The 24,874-nt window shown below is 71.1% G+C and carries 26 protein-coding genes and 4 pseudogenes; 11 read left to right on the top strand and 19 right to left on the bottom strand.

Annotated elements, in window-relative coordinates:
• Nucleotides 1-626: 626 nt before the first annotated feature.
• The 4 genes and pseudogenes from AB0K65_RS31230 to AB0K65_RS31215 form a co-directional block, all read left to right on the top strand.
• Nucleotides 627-1,250, top strand: a pseudogene (locus AB0K65_RS31230) (S1 RNA-binding domain-containing protein); the annotation flags it as partial.
• Nucleotides 1,247-2,164 (top strand): hypothetical protein, encoded by a 918-nt coding sequence (locus AB0K65_RS31225; RefSeq protein ID WP_365722461.1) that lies wholly within the window; start codon nucleotides 1,247-1,249, stop codon nucleotides 2,162-2,164. The pseudogene AB0K65_RS31230 and the gene AB0K65_RS31225, both read left to right, overlap by 4 nt.
• 62 nt (nucleotides 2,165-2,226) lie before the next feature.
• Nucleotides 2,227-2,457 carry a hypothetical protein gene (locus AB0K65_RS31220; protein WP_365722473.1) on the top strand — a complete coding sequence of 77 codons (231 nt, stop codon included), beginning with the start codon at nucleotides 2,227-2,229 and terminating at the stop codon, nucleotides 2,455-2,457.
• A gap of 23 nt (nucleotides 2,458-2,480) precedes the next feature.
• Nucleotides 2,481-2,780: a hypothetical protein gene (locus tag AB0K65_RS31215; protein WP_365722471.1), complete on the top strand. Its 300-nt coding sequence runs from the start codon at nucleotides 2,481-2,483 to the stop codon at nucleotides 2,778-2,780.
• Here AB0K65_RS31215 and AB0K65_RS31210 read toward each other — a convergent pair.
• Nucleotides 2,718-2,867 (bottom strand): annotated as a pseudogene (locus AB0K65_RS31210) (IS5/IS1182 family transposase); the annotation flags it as partial. The gene AB0K65_RS31215 and the pseudogene AB0K65_RS31210 sit on opposite strands and share 63 nt — an antisense overlap.
• A gap of 147 nt (nucleotides 2,868-3,014) precedes the next feature.
• Nucleotides 3,015-3,341, bottom strand: a complete 327-nt coding sequence (locus AB0K65_RS31205; protein WP_365722459.1) for a hypothetical protein — start codon at nucleotides 3,339-3,341, stop codon at nucleotides 3,015-3,017.
• Between the two features lie 5 nt (nucleotides 3,342-3,346).
• On the opposite strand from AB0K65_RS31205, the pseudogene AB0K65_RS31200 reads away from it, so the two are divergent.
• A pseudogene (locus tag AB0K65_RS31200) lies at nucleotides 3,347-3,735 on the top strand (transposase family protein); the annotation flags it as partial.
• A 66-nt stretch (nucleotides 3,736-3,801) separates the two neighbouring features.
• Here AB0K65_RS31200 and AB0K65_RS31195 read toward each other — a convergent pair.
• The 3 genes from AB0K65_RS31195 to AB0K65_RS31185 form a co-directional block, all read right to left on the bottom strand.
• Nucleotides 3,802-4,341 carry an SMI1/KNR4 family protein gene (locus AB0K65_RS31195; RefSeq protein WP_365722469.1) on the bottom strand — a complete coding sequence of 180 codons (540 nt, stop codon included), beginning with the start codon at nucleotides 4,339-4,341 and terminating at the stop codon, nucleotides 3,802-3,804.
• Between the two features lie 466 nt (nucleotides 4,342-4,807).
• On the bottom strand, nucleotides 4,808-5,092 hold the full coding sequence (locus AB0K65_RS31190; protein WP_365722457.1) for a DUF5958 family protein: 285 nt from the start codon (nucleotides 5,090-5,092) through the stop codon (nucleotides 4,808-4,810).
• Nucleotides 5,093-5,094: 2 nt separating this feature from the next.
• The gene (locus AB0K65_RS31185; protein ID WP_365722455.1) at nucleotides 5,095-5,721 is read right to left on the bottom strand and encodes a DUF6000 family protein; all 627 of its coding nucleotides are present in this window, start codon (nucleotides 5,719-5,721) and stop codon (nucleotides 5,095-5,097) included.
• 401 nt (nucleotides 5,722-6,122) lie between these two features.
• On the opposite strand from AB0K65_RS31185, the gene AB0K65_RS31180 reads away from it, so the two are divergent.
• Nucleotides 6,123-6,461, top strand: coding sequence for a hypothetical protein (locus tag AB0K65_RS31180; protein ID WP_365722467.1), 339 nt, complete (start codon nucleotides 6,123-6,125; stop codon nucleotides 6,459-6,461).
• A 212-nt stretch (nucleotides 6,462-6,673) separates the two neighbouring features.
• Nucleotides 6,674-7,051, top strand: a complete 378-nt coding sequence (locus AB0K65_RS31175; RefSeq protein ID WP_365722453.1) for a hypothetical protein — start codon at nucleotides 6,674-6,676, stop codon at nucleotides 7,049-7,051.
• 54 nt (nucleotides 7,052-7,105) lie between these two features.
• On the opposite strand, the pseudogene AB0K65_RS31170 reads toward AB0K65_RS31175, so the two are convergent.
• Nucleotides 7,106-7,312, bottom strand: a pseudogene (locus AB0K65_RS31170) (IS5/IS1182 family transposase); the annotation flags it as partial.
• 93 nt (nucleotides 7,313-7,405) lie between these two features.
• Between AB0K65_RS31170 and AB0K65_RS31165 the strand changes: the two are divergent.
• Nucleotides 7,406-7,954 (top strand): hypothetical protein, encoded by a 549-nt coding sequence (locus AB0K65_RS31165; RefSeq protein ID WP_365722451.1) that lies wholly within the window; start codon nucleotides 7,406-7,408, stop codon nucleotides 7,952-7,954.
• A gap of 137 nt (nucleotides 7,955-8,091) precedes the next feature.
• On the opposite strand, the gene AB0K65_RS31160 is transcribed toward AB0K65_RS31165, so the two are convergent.
• The 3 genes from AB0K65_RS31160 to AB0K65_RS31150 form a co-directional block, all read right to left on the bottom strand.
• Nucleotides 8,092-8,334 (bottom strand): hypothetical protein, encoded by a 243-nt coding sequence (locus tag AB0K65_RS31160; protein ID WP_365722449.1) that lies wholly within the window; start codon nucleotides 8,332-8,334, stop codon nucleotides 8,092-8,094.
• A gap of 114 nt (nucleotides 8,335-8,448) precedes the next feature.
• Nucleotides 8,449-8,655 carry a hypothetical protein gene (locus AB0K65_RS31155; RefSeq protein WP_365722447.1) on the bottom strand — a complete coding sequence of 69 codons (207 nt, stop codon included), beginning with the start codon at nucleotides 8,653-8,655 and terminating at the stop codon, nucleotides 8,449-8,451.
• A 290-nt stretch (nucleotides 8,656-8,945) separates the two neighbouring features.
• Nucleotides 8,946-10,709: a SpoIIE family protein phosphatase gene (locus AB0K65_RS31150; protein ID WP_365722445.1), complete on the bottom strand. Its 1,764-nt coding sequence runs from the start codon at nucleotides 10,707-10,709 to the stop codon at nucleotides 8,946-8,948.
• A gap of 381 nt (nucleotides 10,710-11,090) precedes the next feature.
• Here AB0K65_RS31150 and AB0K65_RS31145 point away from each other — a divergent pair, with 381 nt between their 5' ends.
• From AB0K65_RS31145 to AB0K65_RS31135, 3 genes are all read left to right on the top strand, one after another.
• Nucleotides 11,091-11,663 (top strand): HPP family protein, encoded by a 573-nt coding sequence (locus AB0K65_RS31145; protein WP_365722443.1) that lies wholly within the window; start codon nucleotides 11,091-11,093, stop codon nucleotides 11,661-11,663.
• Nucleotides 11,664-11,721: 58 nt separating this feature from the next.
• Nucleotides 11,722-12,291: a DinB family protein gene (locus AB0K65_RS31140; protein WP_365722465.1), complete on the top strand. Its 570-nt coding sequence runs from the start codon at nucleotides 11,722-11,724 to the stop codon at nucleotides 12,289-12,291.
• A 98-nt stretch (nucleotides 12,292-12,389) separates the two neighbouring features.
• Nucleotides 12,390-12,842, top strand: coding sequence for a hypothetical protein (locus AB0K65_RS31135; RefSeq protein ID WP_365722441.1), 453 nt, complete (start codon nucleotides 12,390-12,392; stop codon nucleotides 12,840-12,842).
• Nucleotides 12,843-13,456: 614 nt separating this feature from the next.
• Here the strand turns inward: AB0K65_RS31135 and AB0K65_RS31130 are convergent.
• The 10 genes from AB0K65_RS31130 to AB0K65_RS31085 all read right to left on the bottom strand — a co-directional run bounded on the left by AB0K65_RS31130 (nucleotide 13,457) and on the right by AB0K65_RS31085 (nucleotide 24,741).
• Complete coding sequence (locus tag AB0K65_RS31130; RefSeq protein ID WP_365722439.1) at nucleotides 13,457-14,287, bottom strand: DUF1206 domain-containing protein; 831 nt, start codon at nucleotides 14,285-14,287, stop codon at nucleotides 13,457-13,459.
• An 82-nt stretch (nucleotides 14,288-14,369) separates the two neighbouring features.
• Entirely contained in the window at nucleotides 14,370-15,500 is a 1,131-nt protein-coding gene (locus tag AB0K65_RS31125) for a spore photoproduct lyase family protein (RefSeq protein WP_365722463.1), read from the bottom strand.
• A 249-nt stretch (nucleotides 15,501-15,749) separates the two neighbouring features.
• A complete protein-coding gene (locus tag AB0K65_RS31120) occupies nucleotides 15,750-16,250 on the bottom strand; it encodes an MSMEG_6728 family protein (RefSeq protein WP_365722437.1) in 501 nt (166 codons plus the stop codon).
• Nucleotides 16,251-16,284: 34 nt separating this feature from the next.
• Nucleotides 16,285-16,626 (bottom strand): VOC family protein, encoded by a 342-nt coding sequence (locus tag AB0K65_RS31115; protein WP_365722435.1) that lies wholly within the window; start codon nucleotides 16,624-16,626, stop codon nucleotides 16,285-16,287.
• A 150-nt stretch (nucleotides 16,627-16,776) separates the two neighbouring features.
• Nucleotides 16,777-17,238 (bottom strand): hypothetical protein, encoded by a 462-nt coding sequence (locus AB0K65_RS31110; protein WP_365722433.1) that lies wholly within the window; start codon nucleotides 17,236-17,238, stop codon nucleotides 16,777-16,779.
• Nucleotides 17,239-17,335: 97 nt separating this feature from the next.
• Nucleotides 17,336-18,226: an SDR family oxidoreductase gene (locus AB0K65_RS31105; RefSeq protein WP_365722431.1), complete on the bottom strand. Its 891-nt coding sequence runs from the start codon at nucleotides 18,224-18,226 to the stop codon at nucleotides 17,336-17,338.
• Nucleotides 18,227-18,423: 197 nt separating this feature from the next.
• A complete protein-coding gene (locus AB0K65_RS31100; protein ID WP_365722429.1) occupies nucleotides 18,424-19,674 on the bottom strand; it encodes a phospholipase D-like domain-containing protein in 1,251 nt (416 codons plus the stop codon).
• A 159-nt stretch (nucleotides 19,675-19,833) separates the two neighbouring features.
• Nucleotides 19,834-21,270 carry a GH1 family beta-glucosidase gene (locus AB0K65_RS31095; protein ID WP_365722427.1) on the bottom strand — a complete coding sequence of 479 codons (1,437 nt, stop codon included), beginning with the start codon at nucleotides 21,268-21,270 and terminating at the stop codon, nucleotides 19,834-19,836.
• Between the two features lie 103 nt (nucleotides 21,271-21,373).
• Nucleotides 21,374-22,459, bottom strand: coding sequence for a DUF1996 domain-containing protein (locus AB0K65_RS31090; protein WP_365722425.1), 1,086 nt, complete (start codon nucleotides 22,457-22,459; stop codon nucleotides 21,374-21,376).
• A 101-nt stretch (nucleotides 22,460-22,560) separates the two neighbouring features.
• The gene (locus tag AB0K65_RS31085; protein WP_365722423.1) at nucleotides 22,561-24,741 is read right to left on the bottom strand and encodes a discoidin domain-containing protein; all 2,181 of its coding nucleotides are present in this window, start codon (nucleotides 24,739-24,741) and stop codon (nucleotides 22,561-22,563) included.
• Nucleotides 24,742-24,874: the final 133 nt, after the last annotated feature.

Raw genomic sequence — 24,874 nt, 5'->3', positions numbered from 1 at the left:
TCGCCATGATCAAGACCCGCGAGTGTCAACAACGCTCGTGATCAATACACCTAGGCCGTTTCCTTTGGATCACAGGCCGTCGGTGCCGGTCGCATCTGGGTCCACCGGACCACGGTCAGAGCTGCGGTCCGTGCTGTGACGGGAAGGCCATCTGGGCGCTGTTCCCACCACAGAACCTCCTCCTCAGGCAGCTCACGTATGCGTAGGTGGTCGGTCTGGTGCAGACGAAACCATTTGACGGCATCGAGAGAATGTCTGGCATGGGTACAGACATAAGCGGCTTCCTTGAGTACCGGGCACCGCGGGACGATCAGGAGCCGATCTGGTACTGCGCACACGACCTCAGCTCTCTCAGCGATGTCTGTAACTACGACGCGTTCGGGTGTCTCTTCGGCGTCCGCAATTACGCGAACTTCCGTCCCGTGGCCGCAGGCCGGGGGTTTCCCACCGACGCCTCGGCCACTGTGAGTGCGCGGTTCACCCAGCTGACCGAGTGGTACGGCAAGGACGGCTTTCACAGCACCACGTGGATCACGTGGGCCGAGGTGAAGGCCGTCGACTGGGACGAGCGCGCAGAGAAGCCCGACAGCCGGCTTCACCAATACCGCATGTACGTCGGTGAAGATCTCCCGCTGTTCACCGCTGTGCTGCCCGACAGCGACGGGGTACTCCGCGCTCGCTGGCAAACCGAGCCGACGCCCAGCGACCGGGACTGGGCGTTCCTGAAGACCCTGCGCCGCGGCCAGGTCGTCACCGGCACGGTGACGTCCATCGCCAGCTTCGGCGTCACCTTTGTGGACATCGGCGGCTTCACCGCGGTGATCAACATCCCGGAGCTGTCATGGCGACCGATCGACCACCCGTCCGACGTCGTCAGCGTGGGCCAGGAGGTCACAGCCGAAGTCCTCGACGTCGACATGGTCCGGGAACGGGTGCCTCTGTCACTCCGAGCGGTGCAGGAAGACCCGTGGCCGCAGGTAGCGCAACGGATCGGCCAAGTGGCCATCGGGCCAATCACCAAGATGGTGCCGTTCGGCGTCTTCGTCCGCATCGAAGACCGAGAGGACGGCTTCCAGGGGCTCGTGCACACCAGCGAGCTGGATGCGTTCTCCGGAGACGTCGTCGAGGTCGGCGACGCCCTCACCGTGAAGATCATTGAGGTCGACATCGCACGCCGTCGCATTTCCTTGTCACTTCCCCAGGCCCACACGACCCTCTCTCAGGGCGGCATTGAGGGTGGACAGGCATGAGGAGCCAGGAGGCCGACCTCGACCGGGACATGGCCGCGCTCTTGGCGGCCATGGCGTTTATCGAGATACGGCATCTGGCCGGAAGGGCACAGCGCGGGAAGCAGGACACCTCCCATGACGAGGTTCTGGACCGCATCAGGTTCCTGGCCAACTTGAGCCACAACCTTCCGGGTGTCGCACGGCCACGTGCCCGGAGGCCCTCCCGCCACGGCAAGCCCATTGGGAGCTTCGATCAGGCGATGGCCGAACGGCCGATGAGCTGGGTGTGGAACACCGCCGGCCCGGACGCCCGTGCATGGATGCTGCGTCACATCGAACAGGCAGGGCGAAGCTGGACGCCACCCCCGCCGCTGCCACAATCCCGCAGGGCCCCGTCGCCGATGACGCCGCGGCAACGGGTGGGCCTTCTGCTCAGACGCTGGCCGGTCAAGGCCCCCGCCGGGCGGCAGCCGCTACCCGCAGAAGCGAACGTTCTCAAGGCTCTCGACACCGAAGCGGTCTGCGCCTTGAACGACGAGGCCCGACGTCTTCGGCTCGGCCTGGGTGGTGGCGGATCGTGGTTCCGCGCCCATCTCGCCCCCCACGGCGTCCACTATCTGCTCCCGGATCCGGCGAACTACTACTGGCCCGGTACTCCGAACGCTCGCGGCGGCGAGATCGATTGGTGGCAGTGCACCATGCTGCTGCAGATGTACAACGGAGAGCAGGTCAGCGGCATGGTCGCCGTACTCCCCGAGACCTTCACGGCGTTGCCCTCGACATTGCTCCGGAAGGACCAGCTGCGACTCGTCCACCGCGTCCGCTCCATCGAGCGCGACACCTCCCAATGGGGCCGAGACCACAAGGCCGAATGCGCACCGCAGCTTTGCGGCTTCGTCCCCGAAGCACCCGACAACGCCCCGACGACTACATGACCGCAGCATGGTGGCATCGCTACTGAGAGCTACTTGTCACTTGGCGGCAGCTTCGGGAGTGCATGGCCAAGGTGGCCGTCGACCCGCGCGGCAAGGTGCAGGCGCGGCCCCTCGCCGAGGCGGTCGAGGCGGCGGCCGCCGAGCGCGGCGTGAGTGTCGACCAGCTGCTCTGCGACGACGAGAAACTGGTGAAGCGTTGCGCCCGGCTGCGCGGTGTGCACCGTGAGGGTGACCGCCACCGTGTCCCCTTCCGTGCGGCGGAGGCCCTCGCCGAGGTGACCGGTGCGACCTGACCGAGCTGTACGGGCGCGGCGGTGTGGCGGAGGCCCTCGAGTACGCCGACGCCCGGAACCGCGTCGGGAACCGCGGTTACGACGTGACGCTGGACTTGTCGAAGGCCTACAGCGCCGCCGTGGCGCTCGCCGGTGAGGAGAAGTCCGAGGAGCTGCGCGGCGCGTTCCTCGACGTGCCCCGCGAAACGTTCGGCGCGCTGGAGGGCTGGGCCGCGTACGCGATGGCGGGCGAGCACGGCAACGGCAAGACCGCCGACCGCGTGGTCGACGCGGGCGCGAACCTTGCGGCGGGAGGCGTTGTGCGCGTCTTTCCAGGCCGGTAGTTCGGCCTGGCCGCGTTCCCGGCGGTCCTGGATGACCAGGCCGGCGCCGCGGTAGCCGCTGTCAGCGATCAACGGTTGCCCTGCCGACGGCTGCTCTGCGTCTGGTACGAGGCGCGCTCTTCGGCGGTCAGGTGCGTGGCGCACGATCGATAGGGATCGAACCTGAACCCCGGCACGAAGTCCGCTTCGCCGTGATCCGGCCGCACCGCGATGGGGCAACGAACGAAATGTCGCTCACAGGCCGATCCCGATCAAGGCGTTGTCCTGTTCGTCCCAGCGATCAACGATCTGCATGTACCCGTGGAGCACGCTGCTGTTGGGCATATGTCCCGTGATCTGCGCGATCGCATTCGGGTCCTTCTTCGCCCGACGCGCTTCGGTCGCCATGCCTGAACGGACCGAGTGTCCCGTGAAGAGCACCGGGATTCTCGCCCGCGCGCCAGCGGCGGTGATGATGTCGCCGACCCGCCCGCGTGTGATGCCCTTGGGCTGGACGGCGCCACTGGCGTGGATGGAGCGGAACGCGTGCCGTTCGGGGTCGGTAATCTGTGCGCGCTCCACCCAGTCGCCACGGCGTGAACGTGCAGGTCATCGCCGACCCCGCAGGCAAACTGCTGTGGATCTCACCCGCGCTGCCCGGCCGCACCCACGACCTGACCGCGGCCCGAACCCACCGCATCATCCGGATCTGCGAACGCCAGGGCGTCCCTGTCCTCGCCGACCGCGCCTACATCGGAGCCGGCCCCTGGGTGACCACGCCGATCAGACGGCTCCCGAACAGGGACCTCACCACGACCCAACGAACGATCAACCCGGCCTGTCGGCAGCAAGGGCACCGGTCGAACGAAGCATCGCAAGGCTGAAGTCCTGGCAGATCTTCCGCCGGGCACGCTGCAGCCCCAACCGCATGACCGTCATCGCCGCAGCCGTCCTCACCCTGGAACGTCAACGCTGATGAATCTCATGGCCGTTCCAGGGTGAGGACGGATGGGCAATGGCCGTCATCCAGTCGGGAACCGTCTCACGACCAGACAAGCCGACCTTCGACGAACCCACTGACCCGGGAGCTTCCACCGGCGATCCTCGTCAGCGTCTCCGCCACAGAGTCGAAATACTGGGCCATCGACTCGTACTCGCCCGTGACCGTGGGGGCACCCACGAACCAGCGGCCGACGCGCCCGTCCCTCACATCGACGAACTTTCCCCTCCAGCCGTCCTGGTCCGACAGGAACGGGATCCACTCGTTACGCCAGAACGGGTGGTCCGGCTGGTCCGGAGGGTCGAATCCGCAGGAGGTGGAGCGGTTCGCGTAGAGCCTCTCCATCGCCCGGATGCCCAGAAAGAAGATCCCCTCGTCCGGAAACCCGTCGAAACCGCAACATTGCACTTCGTCGTCGAAATCTTCCTCCGGCAGATCCAGATTGTTCTGCAACAGCCATGTCCGCAGGTCCCCGTGCAGGGAGATCCCCATCCGTTCCTCGGCTGCCGCGAGCATCTCCTCCGTAGCGGGCCCGGGTAGATCCGCGTGATCGGCCGGCGCGTGCTCCCGAAGAAGACTCATCACACGCGACCAACTCTCAGCCACACTCATCACTCTCTGCCCTCTCCACAGGGATGTCTCCGTCCGACTACGCCACTGCGGAGGTCGGGAAGTACCGGCCGGAGAACCTTGCAGGGATGATACTTCGAGCATGTGTTCCATCTCCCCCGCGATCGTCTTCCGCCCCGAAGCGCGGAGCCCGGCCCTCAGCGAAGGGACCGCCCGCGTCTTCTCACAGACAACCCACCGTGCCCGGCGGGCCCAGCCGAGGAGCTACCAGGACTCAACCGAGGACCACGGTGTCACCCTGGAGTGGCGAAGCTGAAAACGCTCACTGCCTAGCCGTTCAACGGCCATCCAGAGCTCATCCTTGTCATCGACCAACCGCTCCAGCATCCCTACCGACGGCCGAGGTCCGGACTTTCGCCCAGCCCGTGACACAGAACCCCCTCGACGCAGTTCGACTACGAGCGTCACCCCTGCCCCTCTACTCCAGCGCACGCCGCACAACACGCAGCACAGTCCGATTCTGCGTGTTCCTAAGGAAACGGCCTACGTGGCATTCGGTCCGTTCCAGTTCGACCGCCACCAATACGATGGCGCCTTGCAGGCCCTGAGCGCGGTGCTCGACTCCGCCGCCGACGACACGGCGCAGGAACAGGAGTATCTCGGCCTGCTCCTCAGGGCTGTGGGTGTCGAACCACTCGATGCCCTGTGACATCGGGCGCAGTCCTTGGGCGAGTTCGTTGAGGATGACGTCCCGCTCGGTCATGATCAGCTCCCGCAGGCCAGCGAGGCGAAGACGTCAGCGGTCTCGTCGACGAAAGCGCACAGTTGCTGCACGGCCTGCCGACAGTCATGCGGGTCGAGAGCCGCCACGGCCCGAACTTCGAGCCATCGGTCCCAGGGACCGGCCGGGGCAAGGAACCGTGTCGTGTACTCGGAACCGAGAATCTCATCGAGGTACAGCAGCGTCCCAAGGACGACTGCCTGGTCGTAGTCCAGGTCGGGACGCGGCAAGTAGTGATCAAGGTATGCGCTGAGCAGTTCGCCATCCGCTGCAGTACCGAACTTCGCAAGGGCGACGCAGTACGCCGCGCCCGCATACGGCCCCTCACTGGCCAGCAGGAGCCGACCTATGAGCTCGCGGAACTCGGACCTGTGGGCCACAGCAACCAGCCAGGCGGCAGTCTTGCGCTCGCGCCATCCACCCTCGAAGAGGACGCCGAGCTCCGCCGGCGTGATTTCGTACGCGGCCTGAGCAAGATCCCGCACAAACGCGGAGCGCTCAACCGAGCTCAACCGGAAAACGCTCCCGCCCAGCCGAAGGTATCGCCGATCAGGCGTGACGAACCGCCGAACCAGATCCTGCAACTCGGGATCGCTCTGGACATCACGCATAGCCGCATCCTGGCCCGGGACGGTACTCATGTGCCACAGGTTTGCCGACTGCCTCAACGGACCGTAGTTACTGGTTCAGAAAAGCGTGCATCCGGTGCCCCCTCCTACGGCCCGACCCTGAGCAGATGCCCAAGCTGGAGGAGATCCGAGCCAAGAGGCCAAGGAACAGGGCCGGCTCGGCGAGGTCGCCGCGATCGAGGCCAGCCTCGCCGCCGCCGAGCAGAATGCGCGACCTCGCCGGTCGGAAATCGGGTGTCCACCTTGGCATGCCGGGGCGACGCCGGTGTCGAGCATGCGCAATAGTCACAACTACCCGAGTCCCAAAGCCGGTTGTCAGGCTCTCCCACGTCGAGAGCGTCTCAGGAGAGGCAGATTGACAAACCTGGGAGAATCTGTTGAGCGTGATCATCCGTGTCGCCATTCCCGGCGTCACCGTGGAGACCAGGGCGGTCGGAGACGACTCGCACATCGACATCAGGCCGGAGGGGGCGCGACCAGCGCCGCGTCCCAGACGACTCCGGGGGCTCTCGCCGATGATCGAGTCCGGCGATCTGAAGGTCGGCGAGGTGCTCTACTGGTCCCGCCCTCGTCTCGGGGTGCGACACGAGGCGACTGTGTTGCCCAACGGTCGGCTGTCCTTCGAAGGCAAGCCCTATCGAACTCCGTCAGGAGCGGCGGTGGCCGCAGCAGGTCACAGGCTGACGGCTGGACTGCATGGCGGCGAGAGCGTGACGGAGTGATCATCGGCTCCCTTCGCCAGGCGTAGTAGGCACGTAATTGCGGTTGGGGCGTGAAGCTGCGTCTACTGCTGCACGCCCCGGCGTGGAGCTGGGGCGGTGCCCTGCCAGGAACGAGCGTCCCCACCCGCCCCGAAAACGGCTGGGGAGCTGAGTGGTGACGGCGCTGGTGCCGACCGATCCTTTGCCTATTCGACGATCCGAGGGAGAACGACGTGGGGCTGACTCTGTTCCCAGGAGACGGAGACACGAGCAGTCCCGACGTCGGCTGGTCCTACAGCGGCTTCGCCGCGTTCCGGCGGCAGCTAGCGCGAGCCGAAGGCTTCGATCTCGACGGGATGTGGGGCTTCGGCGGTGAACGCCCCTGGAGTGATGTCTCCACCTCGCTCGAACCACTCCTCGATCGCCCCGACGACGGTGGAGGCGAGCTCTCGCCCATTGCATGCGCTGCGCTCCTGCCCCGGCTCGAGGCGATCGTCGACCAGTGGCGGCATGAGGTCGACGTCCCTCGGACACACATCGACGCGGCTCAACAGCTGACGGTCGTTCTGCGGCTCTGCGTCGCGAAAGACGTCGAGCTTCTCTTTCTCTGATGTCCGCGAAGCCGGGGGCAGGCCCTCACGCTCCCGCAGTTACGGGACAACTCTTAGCTGCCGCAACGTCAGGTTCGTTCGCCAGTAGGCCGTGACCGGCAACACCCTGTCCTCCAGCGGCAGACTCCACGGTCGGCCTCGCTGGATCACATCCGCTCCATCGCGCCGCAGCGCGGTCAGCAGCTTGCCGAAGCAGCGCGGGCTCAGCCCCGCGAACGGGGTTATCCAGGACGGCTCCGACGCCGTGATCACACTCGCCACACCATGATCATCACTCAGGCCGGCCTCACTCCGAGACAATCCCACAGCTACGCTGATCGAGGCAGTCCACAGTGAGCAAAACCGGGGGAAACCGTGAACCGACCACTGCTGTTCCTCGACGTGGACGGGCCGCTCAACCCCTACGCAGCCAAGCCGGAGAGGCGCCCCGACGGCTACACCACACTCCGGGTCCCCCGGAATGATGCCCATCAGGACAGGGGCCCGTCGTCCCGACGACGCCCCCTGCGGGTCTGGCTCAACCCGGAGCACGGACGCATCCTGCTCCGGCTCGGCTTCGAGCTGTGCTGGGCCACCACATGGATGGACGACGCCAACCGGTGGATCGCACCCGTCCTCGGCCTTCCGGAACTTCCCTTGGTGAACTTCGGCGACGCCCTGCTCCAAGGACGCCCCGATGGAGTCCACTGGAAGACGGGACCGTTGGTGGACTACGCAGGCGGCCGTCCTTTCGCCTGGGTGGACGACGAGCAGAGCGCGCTGGATCAGACCTACGTGACCGCGCACCACCAAGCGCCTGGGCTCCTCCACCACGTCAACCCACGGATCGGCCTCCGGGAGAACGACTTCCACACGCTCGCCGGCTTCGCCCAGTGCCTGGACACCTCACGAACCACCGGCTGAGCACCTCGTCGACTCTGCAAGCGGCTCCGCGCTCGGAGTCAAGATCCTTGCGGGACAACCCTTACCGCGCGAGGGCGCCGCCGCATTCCACGCCGGTTCTCGCGGGCGGCCGGACACGACGTACTTCGGCAGGGCGTTCAGCCGGTCCGCCCACCGCCCCCGCGGGAGGGCCACCGCGCGGCGAACCACGCGTCACTCCGCCGCCCGAGCAGCAGCGCCTCGGCGTCGAGGGCCTCGTCCAACAGGAGCCTGGCCCAGGCCTCGCGATCCTTGTCGCCCACCCGGAGGAACCAGCCCCCGCGGTCGAAGCCCTCCTCGCCCGTCGGGTCCTGGACGACACCGTCGAGCGAGACGTTCTCGCTGACGACGATCCTTCCCATGGCCGTTCTCCTTGATCGCACGGTCCGGCCCCGGATTCCCGCCCCGCTTCCGCGGCGGGCGGGGTGCTCCGGGACCGGGCCGGGTGAGCCGACCCGCCTGCCGCGGGGCGGGGATCAGGGCTTGTTGGCGAGCGCCCCGAGGTACTGGTTCACCTGTTCCAGACGCGCGTCCACGCTGCCCGTCTTCTCGGACACCGCCCGCAGCTCGTCACAGACCGCCAGCAGCGCGAGCGCCACCGCCCTGGCGGAGGGATCGGACACCTCGTCCAGGGCCGACCGGGCCGCATCTGCCGCCGAAACGGGTCGGGGTGCCTGTGCCATGGCTACGCCTCCTGCCCGGCCGCCCATCGGCCGCTGTTGTACGTCTGCCCCGAAACGGCGCCTCCGTACAGCGACGGGCCCCTTCGGCCTCCCGGGCTGTCGTGGGGATCGGCCGGGCACGACCGGCACGGCCCGATCACCGGGTGGTGGGCGGCTCAGCGGCCTGCGAGGGCGAGGCTCGGCGGCCTGAGGGGAGTGCAGGGACGACCACGACGACGACGGGCAGGTCGTGGTGTTCCCGCCTCCCTCGACGACCGAGCCGCCCGACGGTCCTCCCGTAAGCCCAGGAGTCAGTCCGCGTCCCCGGCGTCTCCGACGGGGACGCGCAGCGCCAGGACCGCGACGTCGTCGTCGTTGTCCGCGGGCCGTACGCGCTCCAGCAGGACGTCGCAGAAGGCGTCCAGCGGCCGGCCGGCCAGGCGCCCCGCCTCACGACGCAGACGCGCCAGGCCGTCGTCGAGGGTGTGGGTGCGGGACTCGATCAGGCCGTCGGTGTAGAGCAGCAGGGTCGAGCGCGGCGGCAGGGCCTCCACGTGGTCGGCACGGGGAAGCCGCGCACGGGTGCCGAGCATGATGCCGCCGCCGGGGGTGAGGAAGCGGGCACTGCCGTCCTCGCCCACCAGGAGCGGCGGCGGGTGACCGGCGTTGGTCCACCGCAACCGCCAGCCGCCTTCCTCGTCGTGCTCGACACGGGCGAGGACGAGGGTGGCCGTGGAGGCCTCCGCGATGTGTTCGAGTGCCTCGTCGAGACGTTGGACGGCTTGGCTCAGGGGCCCCGACTGCGACCAGGTGAACGCCCGCAGCATGTTCCGCAGCTGCGCCATCCCCGCGGCGGCGTCGAGATCGTGGCCGCCGACATCGCCGATGACCACGGCGGTCGCGCCGTCGGTCAGGGTGAAGGCGTCGTACCAGTCGCCGCCGACCTGGGAGGCGTGCGGCGCGGGCTGGTAGCGCGCGGCCATCCGCAGCCCCGGCACGGTGGGCAGGTGCGGCAGGAGATGGCGTTGCATGGTCTCCGCCACCCGCCGCTGCCGCTGGTAGAGGCGCGCGTTGTCCAGGGCGAGTCCGGCCCGGCGGGTGATGTCCTCCAGGAGAGAGAGGTCCGCGGGCGTGAACGCCTCGGCCTGTTCGGAGCGACCGAGGGTGAGCGCGCCGAGGACCTCACGCACGGTGCGGATGGGCGCGATGGCGGCGGAGTGCATCCCCGTGGCCTTGAAGAGGCGTCGCTGCTCGACGGCGATGCCGGAGTCCGCGGTCCCGCTGTACGTGTCGGGCCCGGCCAGGGCCGACGCCGCGCCGCGCAACGCCCGGGAGAGCGGCATCGTCGACTCCTGCGGGACCGGCGGGAGCGATCCCTCCAGGTCGGTCCGGTGGACCAGGGCGCCGTCCTGGTGGTGGACGACGGCCGCGCGGCGTACCTCCCGGTCCTCGGTCAGCAGGTCGACGACCACCCAGTCCGCCAGGCGCGGCACGAGCAGCGCGACCAACCGCTTCAGGGCCTCGTCCCTGTCGAGGGTGGAGGTCAGCCGGGTCGTCGTCTCGGCCAGCAGCGCGAGCCGGCCGAGCTCCGTCAGGGCTCGGGACGGTCCGGAGGACGGCTCGGCGGCGGAAGGAGGGGCGGAGGCGGGCGCGGAGAGGCTCGGGACAGCGGCGGCAGCGGTGGCGTCGCCGTCCCACGGGGTCCGGGCGCGCGCGGAGTCGCCGAACACGACCAGCGCGCCTCTCCCGCCGTCGGCGAGCGCGCACGGGACGACGAGCCACCACAGGCGGAGCAGCCGGCCGTCGGCCCGCTCGAACCAGCCCTCCTCCTCGTGCTCGACCAGCCGGCCGAGGAAGGCCCGCATCATCGGGCACTGGGCGCGCGGCATCGTGCGTCCGTCGCCGTCCCGGTGCAGGAGGGCATGGGCGTCCTGACCGATCAGCTCCGTGGCGGACCTACCGAACAGGGCCTCGGCCCGCGCGGTCACCCGGGCGATGGTCCCCTGGTCGTCCACGAGGTAGGCGGGTGCCTCGAGAGCGGGGAACACGTCGTACACGTCGACCGGGGCCGTCACGGCGTCTCCGCCGGGGCTCGCTTGCGTCTTCGCCCGTACCACGCCCGCGCCTCCACCCACCCCGACCTCCGGCTGCACACGCCTACTGTCCCATGTCAGCCGGCCGAAACAGCCGCCGCTGCCGGCCCGAGAAGCACCGTACCGTCCTGGCTCGGGCACCGGGCGCCGGCTCATCGGCCGCCGCCGTGTCCCGCCCCCCGGTGCGTTCCGACGCAAACCCGCTGGTTAGAGTCGTGGACGCCGCGCCGCCGCATCGGGTCGAGACGCGGCGCCGGGCCGGCTGTCGATCACAGAGACCCGTAGGACGTCGGCGTCACCGTCCTCGTCACCGTTCTCGTCCCTGCCCCGGCCGCCCGGCCGCCTGCCCCGGAAACACCGCACATGAGCATCGACGCCCCTTCGCGCCCCGAGTCCGCCCGGCCCGCCCCGTCCACGCGGCCCGGCGCCGCCCGGATCCGGCGGCCGAGGTTCTCCGGCCGCGCCCCTGCCCGGCCCGCGCCGGCGGCCGCCTTCCACAGCGTCAGCGCCGCGACGACGGTCCTGCTCGGCCTGGTCGCGATCGGCGCCGTCATCCACGAGCCGGTACTGATACCTCCCCTTGCCGCCAGCGCCGCCCTGGTGCACAGCGCCCCCGCGCTCCCCCTGGCGCAGCCCCGCAGCGTGGTGATCGGCCACCTCGTCGGCGCCGTGGCGGGCTTCGCCGTGCTGGGAGCCGCGGGCAGCAGTCCCTGGGCCGCGGCGGTGGCGGCCGGTGTCACGCTCGCCCTGAACACGGCCGCCCGCACCCCGCACTCCCCCGCGTGCGCCTCCGCCGTCGTGATCGTTCTCCAGACGCCCGCGCCCACCCGGTACGTTCCTCTGCTGCTCGGCTCGGCCGTCCTGCTCGTGCTGACGGGGTACGCCGCTTCCCGTATCCGCCGCAACGCACCGAAGTACCCCTCCTACTGGTGGTGAGGCGGCCGGACGGCCGCCGGCGGAAACCGGTGGCGTGCGCGTTCCCCGTACGGCCAGGATGATCTCCATGAGCGACGAACCCGCACGATGGACCCAGGCGACCGTCTACCCCGACATGTGGGCGGACCCCGCAGACGACCCCCGGGACAACGAGGGAGCCGGTCCGGACGGCGAGCTCGCGACGCTGCTGGACTTCCTGGCGAACTACCGCCTGACCCTGCGGATGAAGTGCGAGGGCCTGGACCCGGAGCAGCTGGCCCGGCGGTCGGTTCCGCCGTCGACGATGTCGCTGCTCGGCCTGCTCCGGCACCTCGCCGAGGTGGAGCGGGACTGGCGCAACTGGATCAGCGACGGTGACCCGCTGCCGAGGCTGTACGGCGGGAAGGACGCGGACTTCGACGGAGCCGTCGCCGAGCGGGCCGTGGTCGACGGCGCGTACCACGACCTGGAGCGCGAGCAGGCGGCGGTCGACGCCGCGTTGGCCGAGCACGCGGATCTGGGTGTGCGCGTGGGCAGGCAGGGCATCGCGGTCCGCGAGCTGATGGTGCACCGGATCGAGGAGTACGCCCGGCACTGCGGACACGCCGACCTGCTGCGCGAGTGCGTCGACGGCCGGGTCGGCCAGTAGGCCCGGGGAATCCCGGCCGCGGCCGGGACGCGTCACGACGACCGCCGAGGGTACCCGACGGGTGACAGGGAGCGCGACGGGACGGGAGAGGAGCACCAGTGATCACCGAGCGGCAGCTTGCGGCCCTGGCCGGATGCGCGGTCGACGGCGAAGGCGGGCGGCACGTGGGCGACGTGGAGTACTTCCTCCTGGACGACACCACCGGGAAGCCCGAGTGGGCGCGGATCATCGACCGGGGCACGGGCCCGAGGGACGCCTTCGTCCCGCTTCGTGGTGCCGAGCCGAGGGACGGGCGCCTGGCGGTGCCGTACCCCCTGGCCCTGATCGAGCGGGCTCCGCGGGTGACGCCGGAGCGCGACGGGGTCCTCACGGTGGCCGAGGAGGAGCGGTTGATCGCGCACTACGGCCTCAGGAACGCCCGGGAGGAGACGAACACCCAGGCGGGCGCCGGCTGGGCGGAGATGGACCGGGCGCAGGCCATCCGCGAGGGCACGGACGGCCATGAGGGCAGTCGGTCCCGCCTGCGGCGCCACTCGGCGGGCTCGGCGTAGGACGCCCGGCAGGGGCCGACGGCGCCCCGGCACAGCGGCCGACGGCCGCCGGGCCGGGGCGCCGTCGTCTGCTCCACGGTTCCCAGCCGGTTTCGCCGGCACCGGCTCGGCGATCCCCGGGCGGGTTCGCCGGCACCGGCTCAGTGCCAGGCCGGACGGCTCGACCACCACGGGGCCAGGACCCTCCAGGAGGAGATCCTGAGGCAGGGCCCCCGCCGTACCCCCGTCGTGCGCGCCACCCGGTTCCCGAGTTCGTCGAGGTGATCCTGTCCTGGAGCTCTGACGTCTCCACCCTCCGCCTGCCCGGCACCCGCCTCCGGCCCATCGCCGCCGCGGACGTCGTCGAGGCGGTCGCGGACGCTGCCGCGGGCTCCCCTTCGGCCGGCATGCGCGAGATCCTCACCCGTCCGCCTCGGCGGGCTCGTCCTCGCCGCCCGCGGTGACGCCCGGACCACCTCTCCGGCGGCGGACCGCATGCTCGCGGCCGTCGCCGGTGACGTCCTCGTCGGGGGCGGAGGCACACCTGGCGGCCACGCGCTACGAGCAGTGGATCCGGGCCGCCCGCCGTCCGGTGACGGGCGAGCGCCCCTCCCGCCGCCGTGGGCGTTTCCCGGTCAGACCTCGCGCCACTTGGCGACGCCGAAGGAGAACACCCCGAACAGCGCCAGGCCGACCGCCACGGTGATGAGCAGCCACGGGCCGACGGGGGTGTAGGCGAACGAGCGGATCGCGTCGTCCACGCCCTTGGCCTGGGCGGGGTCGAACTGCACGGCGGCCTTGAGGGCGAAGAAGCCGACCGCGGCGAAGACGAGGCCGCGGGAGACACCGCCGGCGACCCCGGTGACGTTCATGAAGCGGCGCTGGTTCGTGGACATCCCGCCCCACTTCAGGTGCTTGCGGTACTTCCGCAGGCAGGCGCTGCCCGCGATGCACAGTCCCGCGACGACGATGCCGGCCGCCACCGCGCCGACCCACCACTGGCCGCCCGGGAGACCCAGGACGCGGCCGGTGACGTCCTGGCTCTGGCGGTCACTCGACCCCGCTCCGCTGCCCCGGGATCCCGCCGCGAACGAGAGCACGAGGAAGGAGACGACCGCGTAGAAGACGAACCGGAGGCCGGACATGGCGCGCTTGGTCGCGCGGCCCCCGTCCGGCCCGGCGGCGCCGAAGACGGCCTCCGTCAGACGCCACACCGCCATTCCGGCGAGCCCCACGCCCAGCGCCCACAGCAGGACGGCGCCGAACGGGGTGGAGGCGACCTCGGTCAGGGCGCCGCCCCGGTCGGCCTGTTCACCGGTGCCCGTCCATCCGATGCGTACGGCGAGGACGCCGATCAGCAGGTAGAGCACTCCGCGCGCCGCCAGGCCCGCCCGGGCGCCCGCCCTCACCGCGTCCCCGTGGGCCGCTCGTCTCGCCACCGCCGCGGGTGACCCCACTCCTGTCATGTCCTGCCCCTCCCCTGGTTCCGGAGATAGCGGGTGCCCCGTCCCCCCGGGGCCAACCCTTCCGGCGCCGGTCCGGGGCGGGTCAGAAGGCGTAGCGCACGCGCAGCCAGGGGGCGCGGGTCTCGATCATCCGGCGCATCGACTCGACGGCGGACGCCTTGACCGCGTTGCGGTAGCGGACGTTCCAGCTGCCGTTCTCCGAGCGCTTGGGCTGCTGGAGGTCAGGGCGCCACAGGAGCTCCTCGCCGCGGGGGTGCCAGCCGAGGTTGACCTCGTGCAGGTCCTGGTTGTGGGTGAGCATGATGATCTCGGCCTCCGCCTGCTCCCGCACCCGTCGCGGGAGGACGTCGTCCATGGCGCGCAGCAGCTCGTCCCAGGCCGCTTCCCAGCCCGGACGGATCACCACCGGGGAGAGGTTGAAGTGCACCTCGTAGCCGGCGTCGAGGAAGTCCGCCGCCGCCGCTAGGCGGTCCGGGACGGGGCTGGTCCGGATGTCGAGGAGCTTGGAGTCGTCCGGCGGCATCAGGGAGAAGCGGATCCGGGTGCGGCCTTGCGGATCGAGGCGGAGCAGGTCCGGGTTGACGAACTTGGTGGCGAAGGACGCCTTGGCCGTCGGCCACCGGCGGAAGGCGTTGATCAGGTCGGCGGTGTTGTCGCTGATCAGGTCGTCCACCGAGCAGTCGCCGTTCTCCCCGACGTCGTACACCCAGGCGTGCGCGTCGCATTGGTTGGGTTCGGGCTTGGGGCCCGCGGCGGCGATGTGGCGGCCCAGGCTGCCCAGGACGCGGTCGACGTTGGTGAAGACGGTGATGGGGTTGGCGAAGCCCTTGCGGCGCGGGACGTAGCAGTACGCGCAGGCCATGGCGCAGCCGTTGGAGAGGCCGGGGGCGATCCAGTCGGCGGACCGGCCGTTGGGCCGGACACCGAAGGACTTGCGCTCCCCCAGGACCAGCGTCTCGCGCTTGACCCTCACCCACCGCTCGACGTTTCCCTCGTTGCCGTGGAGGTGCGGGATGCGCCAGTGGGAGTCGGTCTCGACGAGGCGGGCCTCGGGGAACCGCGCGATGATCTGGCGCCCCCGCCAGGAGGCCGCGGCGGCGGGCTCGGCGTGGATCTCCGCCACGCGGAGCAGCTTGCGCGCCCGCGCTCCGTCGCGGAACGAGCGGCTGCCGGGCGCGTCGGCCGGCGCCGCCGCCGCCAGGAGGTCGCTCATGCTGAACAGTCCCTCGGCGTCGTCCACCGATTCGTCCACCGATTCGTCCACCGGTTCGTCCCCCGGTTCTCCGGAACGCTGTCGCAATGTCCTCTCCGCTGGCACGGTGCTGAAGCGGGTGCCGGGCGGGGCGGGTGCCGGGCCGGCGCGTGCCGATGACACGGCGTCGTCCCAGTGTACGGAGGGGCGGCGTTCCGGCGGCGCCGGACGGCCGGGGCGGCGAGGCGCGTGGGATCCCGCCGCAGGTCCTCAGGGCCGGTCGGCGTGGCCGTCCGGGTCGGCGCGGCCGTCCCGGTCCGACGGGGGCCAGACGTAGGGGAGGTCGTCGGGGATCCCCGGGAAGCGGTGGGCGTAGACCTCCGGGGCCTTTCGCAGCAGCGCGGACTGGTGGCTGCGGTGGAACGCCGGGTCGCCGAGCCAGGGCGGCATCTCTCCGTCGGCCGTGAGGTCGTCCTGTTCGCGCACGAGGGCCCCCGGCCGCCAGGCAAGGTAGTCCGCCAGCAGGGTGGCGGCGCAGGTGTCGGGGCGCCCCTCCGCCGTCCACATCCCGCAGACGTCCAGTCCGTAGCGCACCAGGGCCTCCTCGTAGCCGGCCCACATCCGCACCGCCGGATGCCGGCGCCAGCCGTACCCGGGCACGGTGAGTCCCCGGAAGACCTGCAGGGTCTCGACGCGCTGTTTGCCCAGGCGCCTCGGGTCCAGCACGGCTGCCGACGCGGTGAAGTCCGGGTACGGGAGAAATGTCTGCATGCACGAACCCCTACCCCGTTCGCGGCCGACCGGGTCAGAGCGGAGCGCCGCCGAACCCGATCTGGTTGCCGTCCGGGTCGTGGTACGTGACCTTGCGGACGCCGTTCGCGTAGGTCTCGCGGCCGGTGGGCGAGATCCCGCGGCCGGCGATGGCGGCGACGCGCCCGTCGAGGTCGTCGACGAAGAGCGTGTGCAGGGCGTGTCCGGCGCGGCCGGGCCGGTGCTCGATGTAGACGTAGCGGTGGTCCGCCAGTTTCCAGACGGCTTCCGTGTCGTTCGGGAGGAACGCCGGCGGGGCGCCGAACAGCCTCTCGTACCAGGCGAGCGCCGCTGCGTAGTCCTCCACCGGGATGCCTGCGAAAAGATCGACGGCCATGACGTCATCCTAGGCCGGGTCAGTGGGGTCTCGCCCGGGTCGCGACGCCGTGCACGCACGTGTCCGGCCGGTCCGGCCGGACCGGGGAGCGGCGGCTGGGGCGGGCCACGGCCCCGGCGCGCCGGGGAACCGCTCCCTTCCCGGGGCCCCTCAGGGCCCCTCGTGGCGTCCTTCCGGCTGGGCGGTGTGGTCCCGGTGGCCGTGGGTGCGGCGCTTCTCCTTCATCTCGGCTTCGTAGAGGTGGTCGCGGCCCTCGGCGAGCGCCGCGACGGCGTCGCGCTCCAGTCCCTTGAACGGCTCGTAGTACGTCCGGTCGTACGCCTCGATGATCTGGTACGTCCAGTGCCCGGGGATGACGTTCCGGCCCAGGATCTCCCGTAGGACGAGGTCGGCCCACTCGCCGTGGCCCGCCTTCCTGAGCAGCTCCACCGCCCGGTCCAGTTCGAGATCGGCGGTGCCGGTGAGCTGGTGGAAGGAGTAGAGGTGGCCGCGAGCCCGTTCGGTCGTCTCCAGGGCCTTGGACAGGGAGCCCAGCGCTTCCACCGTCAGGTCGCCGACTCCTTCGGGGCGCACGCGGCGCGCGTCGTGGGGGTGCCCGTCATCGAGTTCCATGCCGGACTGGTGCCCGGGGCGCGGCGGCCGCACACCCGTCGGCGGCGGCGGTGGCCCGGCCGGGGGAACGCCCGTTGGCCGTCGCGGCTGCCGCAGGTCAGCGGCCGCCGGGGCGGTCACCGCCCGCTTCGTCGGCGCGTCCGCCCGGTCCGAGCAGCCCGGTCGCGGGCAGCGGGCCTCCCGCCGCGAGACGCGGCAGGGTACGGGCCGATGTCCAGGCGACGAGCAGGGGCAGGAGGGGGCGGAGGGGCTGTGCGACGCGCAGCCAGGGTGGCGCGTAGACGGTGGCGGAGCGGCGCAGGACGGCGTCGGCCAGCCAGGTCGCGACCCGCTCCACCGGGTACACCTTGCGCGCCGGGCGTGGCATGTGGGCCCGCAGCTCCCTCAGGACGTCGTGGGCGTCCACGTCCCGCACCATGTCGGTGTCCGTCCAGTGCAGGTAGGCGATGCCGACGCCGACGCCCTGGTAGGCGCACTCGGCGCGCAGCGACTGCGCGAAGGACTCGGCCCCGGCCTTCGACGCGCAGTAGGCGCTCATCATGGGGGCCGACCCGAAGGCCGCGGTCGAGGCGACCTGCAGGAAGTAGCCCCGCGAGGCCAGCAGTCCGGGCAGGAACACCCGGGCGGTGACCGCGCTGCCGACGAGGTTGACCTCGATCACGCGGCGCCATGTCCGCGGGTCGGAGGTGGCGAACGGGCCGCCCTCGGCGATGCCCGCGTTCGCGATCACCACCGAAGGCTCCCCGAGGTCCCGGGTCACGCGGCGGGCCGTCCGTTCCATCAGGTCGTCGTCGGTCACGTCGACTTCGTAGCACCGGCTCTCCGCGGGCAGCCGTCGGGCGACCTGCTCCAGCGTCTCGGCCTCCCGCCCGAGCAGGGCGACCCTCATCCCCCGCCCGGCCAGCTCCCTGGCGAGCCCGGCGCCGAGACCGCGCGCCGCTCCCGTCACGACCGCCGTACGTCCCTTCAAGGGGTTGGCGTGGGACATGGTTCTCCAAGGGGTGCACCGGGGGCCGTGTGGTTCCGCGCCTCCCCTGGGCCGGAGAGGCACGTCCATGGCACCACCGCCGGCGGAGCGGTGCCTGCCGGCTGCGCCGATTGCCGCACCGGGCGCGGGGCGGAGGGGCTGCCCCGGCGGCCTGTGCGGGACCGGGGCAGCCGGCGGGCGAGACCCCGTGGCGGGGGTCAGCGGCAGACGCCGGTGTCGTCCGCCGTGCCCGGGAAGGCCGCGGCCTTCGTCTGGGCGAAGTTGGCCACGAACGCGTCGTACACCGCGGGCGTGGTGATCCGCAGCATCGTCTCGTCGTTGTCGCGCAGGGCCGGGCCGCTCCAGTTGTGGCTGCCGGTGAAGACCAGCTTCTCCCGCGCCCCCGCGTACATGCCGTCGATCATGAGGTTCTTGGAGTGCACGATGCGGTTGGGGGTGCCGGAGGCGGAGTCGTGGTCGTGCTGGTAGCAGCGGGGGGTGAGACGGGTCTGGCCGTGGAGGGCGTTCCAGGTGCCGGTGTCGGTCTCGCTGTAGACGATGTCGACCGTGCAGCCGGCCGCGGCGAGGGAGCGCAGCTTGTCGGCGACCGCCTGACGGGTGATCTTCAGCATCGCCACGCGGATCGCGGTGCGGTGGGTGCCGGCCGCGTCGCTCCAGGTGCAGCCCACGTTGTCGAGGGCGTTGACGACGGTGTCGGTGTCGTCCGTGGTCCCCGCGCGCGGGAAGAAGTACGCCTTGTAGTCGCCCGCGCCGGCGTACGTGTACTCCCAGGCGGCCCGGTTCTGCTGCGTCAGCTTGGCGAAGTACGAGGTGTACGCGGCGTAGAGGGTGGCGTTGCCGGCGACGGCGACGGCGCTGTTCCAGTAGCGCGAGTAGTTCGAGGGCGTGAGGTTCGAGGTCGTCTGCAGGACGACCTGCGTCGCCGCGCCGCCGCCGACGCTGCTGAACAGCAGGAACTTGTTGTGGTTGATCCCGCTCGTGGTCGAGCCCAGGCACGACCGGCCCTTGGCGCACAGGGTGACGTACGAACTCTGGGTGATGTCGGTGCCGAGCGCCGCCTTGAGCGTGTCGTACGAGGCGGGGCTGCCCTCCGGGGCGCTGACCGTCGTCTCGTCGAGGACCACCTGCACGGCTATCCCCCGCGCGCTGTGGGCGGTCGCGAGGTCCTGGGCGATGGTGGTGTCCCACAGGTGGTACATCGCCATGCGGATCGTCGAGCCGTCGTCGGCGGCGGCGACGAGTTCGCGGACGCGGTTCTTGATGGCGTTCTGCGCGGCCGGGTCGGCGGACGTCGGGGTGTTGAACAGCGGCCCGAGCGCCGGTACGGCGGCCGCCTCGGCGGGCGCCGTCTCCTCGGCGGTGGCGCTCTGCGCGGAACCGATGGCGCCGGCCGTCAGCACCAGGGCGGTGACGGCCGCCGACAGACGTCTGCGGAGGCTTGTCCTCATGAACTCTCCTTGTAGGGGCTCCACTTGTAGTGATCATGACCCTAGCGCCCTCGCGTCAGCGCGCGATCGTGTGGTCAGGGGAAGCGAAGGGCGGGTGCGAGGTGTCGCCGGGGGCGTCGCGCCCGTCGAGGGAGAAGGCGCGCCGGGCCTTGCGGCCTCTCACGCGGAGGCGGAGGCGCCCCGGACGCGGAGGGCGGTGTCGCGGAGCCAGAGGGCGCTGCGCTTGGGGGTGCGGGTCTGGGTGGTGTAGTCGACGCGGACCAGGCCGAAGCGCTTGGCGTAGCCGTAGGCCCACTCGAAGTTGTCCAGGAGCGACCAGGCGAAGTAGCCGCGGACGTCGGCTCCGTGGAGGCGGGCCTGGGACACGGCGGCCAGGTGGGCGGCGAGGTAGGCCGTGCGGGCGGTGTCGTCGACGAAGCCGTGGGCGTCGGGGTGGTCGTCGTAGGCGGCGCCGTTCTCGGTGATCACCATGGGAGTACCGGGGTAGTCGCGGGAGACGCGGAGCAGCAGCTCGGTGAGGTCGTGGGGCATGACCTCCCAGCCGAGGCCGGTGACGGGCAGGCCGCCGTGCGGCAGGTTGCGGGTGACCGGGATGCCGTGGGCGTCGTGGGTGACACCGCTCTCGTCGACGCCGGAGGTGCGCATCGAGCGGTAGTAGTTGACGCCGAGGGTGTCGATGGGGGCGGCGATGGTCTCCAGGTCGCCGTCCCTGACCGGGATCTCGATCCCGTGGACGGCCAGGTCGTCGACGAGGTCCCGGGGGTAGGAGCCGCGCAGGATCGGGTCGAGGTAGAAGCGGAATCCGAGGGCGTCCGCCCGGCGCGCGGCCTCGCGGTCGGCCGGGGTGTCGGTCGCGGGCCGGCTGGTGCCGAGGAGGTGGGTGACGGCCAGGTCGAGGGGCCGCCGGGCCGCCGAGCGCAGCCTCTGGACCGCGAGGCCGTGGCCCAGGTGCAGGTGGTGCAGGGCGTGCACGCCGTCCGCGAGGGAGCGGCCGCCGGGCGCGTGGACCCCCTCGACGTGGCCGAGGACGGCCGAGCAGAAGGGCTCGTTGAGCGTCGTCCAGTGCTCGACGCGGTCGCCGAGACGGTCGTGGACCAGCTCCGCGTAGTCGGCGAAGCGGTAGGCGGTGTCGCGGGCGGGCCAGCCGCCGGCGTCCTGGAGGTCCTGGGGCAGGTCCCAGTGGTAGAGGGTCAGCCACGGGGTGACCCCGCGCGCCAGGAGTTCGTCGACCAGCCGGTCGTAGAAGCCGATGCCGGCCGGGTTGACCGGACCGCGCCCGTGCGGCTGGACACGGGACCAGGAGACGGAGAAGCGGTACGTGTCGAGGCCGAGGCCGGCGAGCAGGGCGACGTCCTCGGGCATGCGGTGGTAGTGGTCGCACGCGATGTCGCCGTCGTCGCCGTTGTCGACGGCCCCCGGGACGCGGCAGAAGGTGTCCCAGATGGAGGGGGTGCGGCCGTCCTCCGCGGTCGCTCCCTCGATCTGGAAGGCGGAGGTGGCCGCGCCGAAGCGGAAGTCCGGGGGCAGCCGGTCGATCAGAGCGTCGTGGTCCGCGGTGGGGGACGCGGCGGTGGCGGACGGCACGGTGGTGGTCATGAGGGGCGATCTCCTCGCTCGGTGGGAGGCGGAACGGCTCGGGGCCGTGGCGCGCGGACGGCCCGGACGCCGTGGTGGACGTCCGGGCCGCACGGGATGCGGGTCAGGGCAGGCGGTGGTCGGCGTTCAGCACGGCGCCGCGTTCGGGGCGGTAGAGGTCGAAGCCCCGGGTGTCGCACTGCAGGCCGCCGACGATGCAGTGGTCGACGAGGGCCTTGAGGGTGCGCTCCTCCCACGCGTTGAAGAAGTCGTAGTGGAAGGAATAGCCCCTGCCGCTGGAGAGCCGGACCTGCGACATGTCGCCGTTGACCGGCCAGGCCATCTTGAACTCGATCATCGGCAGGGCGACCGGGTGGGAGGCCGGGCACATGTTGTCGTTGGTGCCGGGCTTGACCACCGTGTAGGACATGTGGCTCTTGTGGTCGGGTGTGTCGAGGTACTTCCCGTCCCAGCAACTGGGAGCCTGGAAACGGAGGTTGAGCTGCACGTCGGGCCGGCTCGGACAGCTGGCCGGGAAGTCGGTGTTGAAGAAGCTGTCACCGCACTCCCAGCCCTCGACGAAGCCCTTGTGGTTGCGGAACTCCTGGGCGCTCTGCGTCGGGCTGCCGACGACGAACCGCAGTCCCTTGGGGAACGGCCGCACGCTCCGGTAGTCGGTCACGCCCGCCTTGTAGTAGATGACCTGCGGGCCCACGGGCAGGATCTTCCGGTCGCCCTTGTACAGCGAGGGCATCCAGTACGCCGACGCGTCCGCGGGCGCGGTGCAGCTGGTCGGGCCCGCGGTCAGCGACGCGGTGGTGGAGTGGGCGTTGGTGGTGGTGTTGCCCATGAACGTGTGGTCGTGCGAGGCGCCGGGCCGGCCGGGGTAGAGGATCGGGTCGTCCGCCGCCGCGTGGGTGACGGCGCAGCCGGCCTGGAACTCGTGGTGGTAGGCCGGCGGCGGGACCGCGGTCGACGGGGTCACGCCGGTGACCTGCGGGTTGGCGAGGATGTACCCGTCGCCGTCGGGGTCGTCGCCGGACGGGAGGGCGGACGCGCCCATCACGTGTCCGGCGTGGGCGGAGACAGCAGGCGGCGCGCTGTCGGGGGTGGAGGCGGAGGCGGCCGTGAGCGCGTTCACGGACAGGGCCGAGACGCCCAGGGCGGTGGCGAGAAGCAACGCGGGCAGGGTCCTGCCACGGATTCTCATGAGGATCTCCTCGGTCGGTTGTACGGGCGACGGCGCGCGGCGACGGGACCCGCCGCCGCGCGCCGGTCACGGCGTGTACGGCTCGGGAGGTCGGGCGCCCGTCAGCTGTAGACGCCGAACTCGTGGAGCGAATAGCCCCAGCCGGTTCCCCGCGCGGTGAGCTGGAGTTTCACGTAGCGGGCGGTGGCGGCGGCCTGGATGGTGTCGACGTCCCCGTCCCCGCTGGTGGTGGCGTGGATGGTGCGCCAGCTGGTGCCGTCGTCGGACACCCGGACCTCGTAGGCGCGGGCGTAGGCCGGGTCCCAGACGAGCTGGAGGCGGTTGAAGGAGCGCACGGATCCCAGGTCCACCTGGATCCACTGCGGGTCGCTCCAGTCGCTGGCCCAGCGGGTGCCGGTGTTGCCGTCGGTGGCCTGGGCGGGCGGGCAGGGGCAGTCGCCGTAGGAGGCCTGGAAGGAGGAGGCGGTGGCCGGCCGGTTCAGGGCGATGTTGGTGCCCGCGACGGGCGGGGCGACGACCTTCACCGAGAGCGTCTCGATGCCGGCGTTGCCGCGGCCGTCCTCGGCCTGGATGTAGACCTTCCAGACCCCGAGCTTCTCGGGGGCCGTGACGGCGAACGTGCCGTTGCCGAGGGAGCGGAAGCGCGCCTCGACGAGCCGCTTGTCGCCGTTGGCGTAGTTGCCGCTCAGGAAGATCTTGGTGTTCACGGGGTCGCCCTGGGGATCGCGGATGTCGGCGCGGACCGTGAACTCCCCACCGGCCGGAGCGGATGCGGCGGGGGTCACCGTCATGCCGGTGATGACCGGCGGGGTGTTGTCGCCGGCGACGGAGCCGGTGTACGCCTTCTTGACGGCGTAGTAGGACAGCCGCTTCAGGCCGTCCGGAACCACGTTGAACCAGACGCCGCCGAAGTCGTGCTCGAGGCCGTAGTGGAACACGGTGGCGCCGAGGGCGACGCCTCGGTGACCGGTGACGCACTCCCAGGCCCTGGTGTATCCGTCGGCCTTCTGCACGTCGGTGGGCTCGGAGGCGACGCCGTTGGCGTCCTTGGGGGTCTCCCACTCGCCGGCCGGGCCGGTCTCGGTGATGATGTACGGCTTGGTGTACCCGCCCTCCTCCCAGTCCTGGCGCACTCCGCAGATGTCGCCGTAGGCGTTCATCGAGTACAGGTCCAGGTCGGGGGCGTTGCGCTTGTAGTACGGCCACGCACCGGTCCACGCGTCGGTGGAGGTGACGGGGTGGTCGGAGTCGATGGAGTGGATCCTCTTGGCGACGTCGTTGACGAAGGCCGTGTACGCGTTGCGCTGGGCCTCCAGCGCGGTGCCGCTGTAGCAGTTCTGCAGGCCGAGGACGGATTCGTTGCCGACGTTCCACATCAGCGTGGCGGGGTGCGACTTGTACGCCTCGACCCACTTGGCGATCTCGCCGAGCATGGTGTTCTTGTAGGCGGTGTCCGTCACGTAGTCGGCACAGCCGCCGGAGCCCGGGCCGCCGCCCGGCTGGAGCCAGAAGCCGTTGACCACGCGGATCCCGTGGGCGGCCGCGGTGTCGAGCAGGGGCCGGGTGCCGGCGTCGGTCCCCCAGGTGCGGATGGTGTTGACGCCCATGGATCGCACGTCCGGCATGTAGCGGGGAGCGTCGGCGATCGCCGGGCCCCAGGTGATGCCCTTCACCGTGTACGGCTGGCCGCCGACGGTCAGCTGCCAGTTGCCCTGGCCGCCGGTGACGCGGACGGCGCCGCCGGGGGGCGGGGTGGTGCCGCCACCTCCGCCGTAGACCTGGAACTCCCACAGGGAGTAGCCGTATCCGGTGGCCCGGGCGACGCCCTGGAGGCGTACGTAGCGTCCGGTGCCGGAGACGGTGATCTCGTCGGTGCCTCCGTCACCGGCGGTCACGGACTTGACGGTCCGCCAGTCGGTGCCGTTGTCGGACAGCTGGATGTCGTAGGCCTTGCCGTAGGCCCCTTCCCAGGTCAGCACGACTCTGCTGATGTCGGCGCTCTGGCCCAGGTCGACCTGGAACCACTGGCCGTCGCTCCACTGGCTCGCCCAGCGGGTTCCGGTGCGGTCGCCGTCGACCGCGGCGGACGCGGGGAAGGCGGGGCCCTCGGTCGAGGAGGCGGCGGCGGGCCGGCCTTGGGACAGCAGCGTCTCCGCGGTGGCGGCCGGGCCGGCGGTGAGCAGGGTGACGGAGGTGGCGAGCAGGGCACCCAGGGAGAGGAGTGAGCCTGCCGTGCGCGCACGGGCGCGCCTTCGTGTCGCCGGGGTGGTGGTCGTGGTCATGACATCTCCTGGACGGACAACGGGGTGGGGGTTCGCCTTCCGGGCGGCGCTGCGGGGACAGGGCGCCGCCCGGAAGGGCCCAGCCGCCGCCGCACCGGAGCGGCGCCCCGCCGACTGCCGTACCTGCTCATCG

Origin of the sequence: Streptomyces sp. NPDC053755 (assembly GCF_040677675.1) — a bacterium.
In the GTDB taxonomy this organism is placed as follows: Bacteria; Actinomycetota; Actinomycetes; order Streptomycetales; family Streptomycetaceae; genus Streptomyces.
The sequence above is the reverse complement of the archived record's forward strand: the minus strand, read 5'-3'. Positions and strand labels throughout refer to the sequence as shown.